Below are 2,088 nucleotides of genomic sequence, written 5' to 3' on the forward strand. Positions count from 1 at the left end.
CCAAGACCATAAATTGCTGCAGTTTCCATTTCGAGATTGGTCACTCGATTGTCTTCAAAATTAAATTGCTCTAATTTATCATTTAAGTTTTCATCTTGAATATTCAAACGCAAAACACGACCTTGTGGTCCATAGAATCCACCAGAAGTGGCTGTAATTCCTTTATGCATTTTGTCTGAAAATATTTTATCTTCTAAGGCCGATGAACAAGAAATTGCATACGGTTTTCCTTTTTTTTCATCCCAATTGGTGTGTTTTACAAAAGCATTTTCCATTTTGGTTTCCGTGACATCATCAATCAAATAGGAGCGAAGCATGTTGTCTAAACCGATAGCATATTTGCTTAATACAAAACTATCGACTGGAATATCAGCTTGCAATGAACCCGAAGTTCCAATACGGATAATATTCAATTTTGTTAGTGTTTCTTTAGGTTTTCGAGTTTCCAAATCGATATTTACCAATGCGTCGAGTTCGTTCATCACAATATCAATATTGTCTGGGCCAATTCCAGTTGACATTACAGTAATTCGTTTGCCTTTCAACATTCCGGTTTGGGTTTTAAACTCTCTTTTTTGTGTCGAAAATTCAATCGAATCAAAGGATTGTGTTATTTTTTCTACACGATTTTGATCGCCTACAAAGATGATGTCGTGTGCAATATTTTCTGGAAGTAGGTTTAAATGGTAAACACTTCCGTCTGGATTGAGTATTAATTCTGATGATTGTATCATTTCTTGTTTTTTTAACCGCAAAGTTCGCAAAGATTTTCGCAAAGTTCACAAAGTTTTTTTTATCGTAATTTTTAATTCGTAATTAATTTTAGCCTCCAACTCTTTTTGTTTTAAAGCCTTTTTCTTGTAACAGTTTCATTATTTTATCACGATAATCGCCTTGAATGATAATCGAATCGTCTTTGAAAGTACCGCCAACACTGAGTTTGGTTTTAATTTCTTTGGCTAGAATTTTAAAATCTTCATCAGAACCTTCGTAGCCTTCAATAATGGTAGTGGCTTTTCCTTTTCGCTTTTCAAATTTGCAAATCATAGGTTCTTTCTGAACGTATAATTTATGCTCGGTTTCTTCAAGCTTTTCTTCTGGTAAAACTACATGATCAGGAAATAGGTTTTTTAATTGGTCTTGTAAATCCATAACATTATTTTTTTGAACACAGATTTGAGAAATTAGAATAATTTTAAAAATTTATTAAATTTATTAAATCTGTATTCAATTTTTTTTTTTTTTTTTTTTTGAACACAAATTTTAGAAATTTCAAAAATTAAAAAATGTGTTTATCTTTTATACTTTTTGAATTCGTTTGTGAAAATCTTTCTAATAAACTGAGGGTCTTTCCCAAAATTTAGCAATAAGCCTACTTCACAATCTGTTGCTTTTAAATAATTTAAAAGCTGACATTCGTGAGCTTCAACCATATATTCAACACATTTTAGTTAAATAATTACTGAATTGTTTACTATAATATCTGGTATATATTCCCCAACGATTTCTTTCTTATAATAAACGTTTAATTTTTTCTGATTTTCAATTTCAAATTCTCTTTTCTTTAATTCAATTAACATTGAGTTGTGATATACTTTTTCAAGAAACCCATATCCTAATTCATTGTAAACATCATAATAAATACCGATTAACGATTTTGTTAATTCTTGATGTGGAAAATTCTTCATATTTCTTTTGTTTGGCGAGTATATTAATATTTTTTGAACACTGATTTAAGAAATTTGAATAATTTTTAAAATTTCTCCGATTTCTCCGATTTCTCTAATTTCTTAAATCTGTGTTCAAAAATAGCTTAAGGCTTGTAAAATATGTAACTAAAAAAGACATCAAGCGAACTCAATGTCTTTAAAACTATATAATTGAGTATTATTTCTTAATCAATCCCAAATCAACCAATCTTTCATACAAGAATTCTCCTGCCGAAATATCGTCGTATTTTTTAGGATTTTCCGCATCAATACAATTTTCTAAAACATCCAAACGCATATCGCTCACAGGATGCATAAAAAACGGAATAGAATAACGTGACGTTCCCCACAATTCTCTCGGCGGATTAACCACTTGATG

2 protein-coding genes and 2 pseudogenes are annotated in these 2,088 nt (G+C 30.1%); all 4 read right to left on the reverse strand.

Annotation, left to right across the window (positions count from 1 at the left end):
- A partial coding sequence (locus tag RMO83_RS08435) for a nucleoside phosphorylase (RefSeq protein WP_310559238.1) occupies positions 1-734 on the reverse strand: 734 nt, incomplete at its 3' end.
- 88 nt (positions 735-822) lie between these two features.
- Positions 823-1,152 carry a translation initiation factor gene (locus RMO83_RS08440; protein ID WP_310559239.1) on the reverse strand — a complete coding sequence of 110 codons (330 nt, stop codon included), beginning with the start codon at positions 1,150-1,152 and terminating at the stop codon, positions 823-825.
- Between the two features lie 140 nt (positions 1,153-1,292).
- Positions 1,293-1,688, reverse strand: a pseudogene (locus RMO83_RS08445) (GxxExxY protein).
- Positions 1,689-1,887: 199 nt separating this feature from the next.
- Positions 1,888-2,088: pseudogene (locus tag RMO83_RS08450) on the reverse strand (isopenicillin N synthase family oxygenase); the annotation flags it as partial.

The sequence above is a fragment of the Flavobacterium sp. genome (genome assembly GCF_031423415.1).
GTDB lineage: Bacteria > Bacteroidota > Bacteroidia > Flavobacteriales > Flavobacteriaceae > Flavobacterium.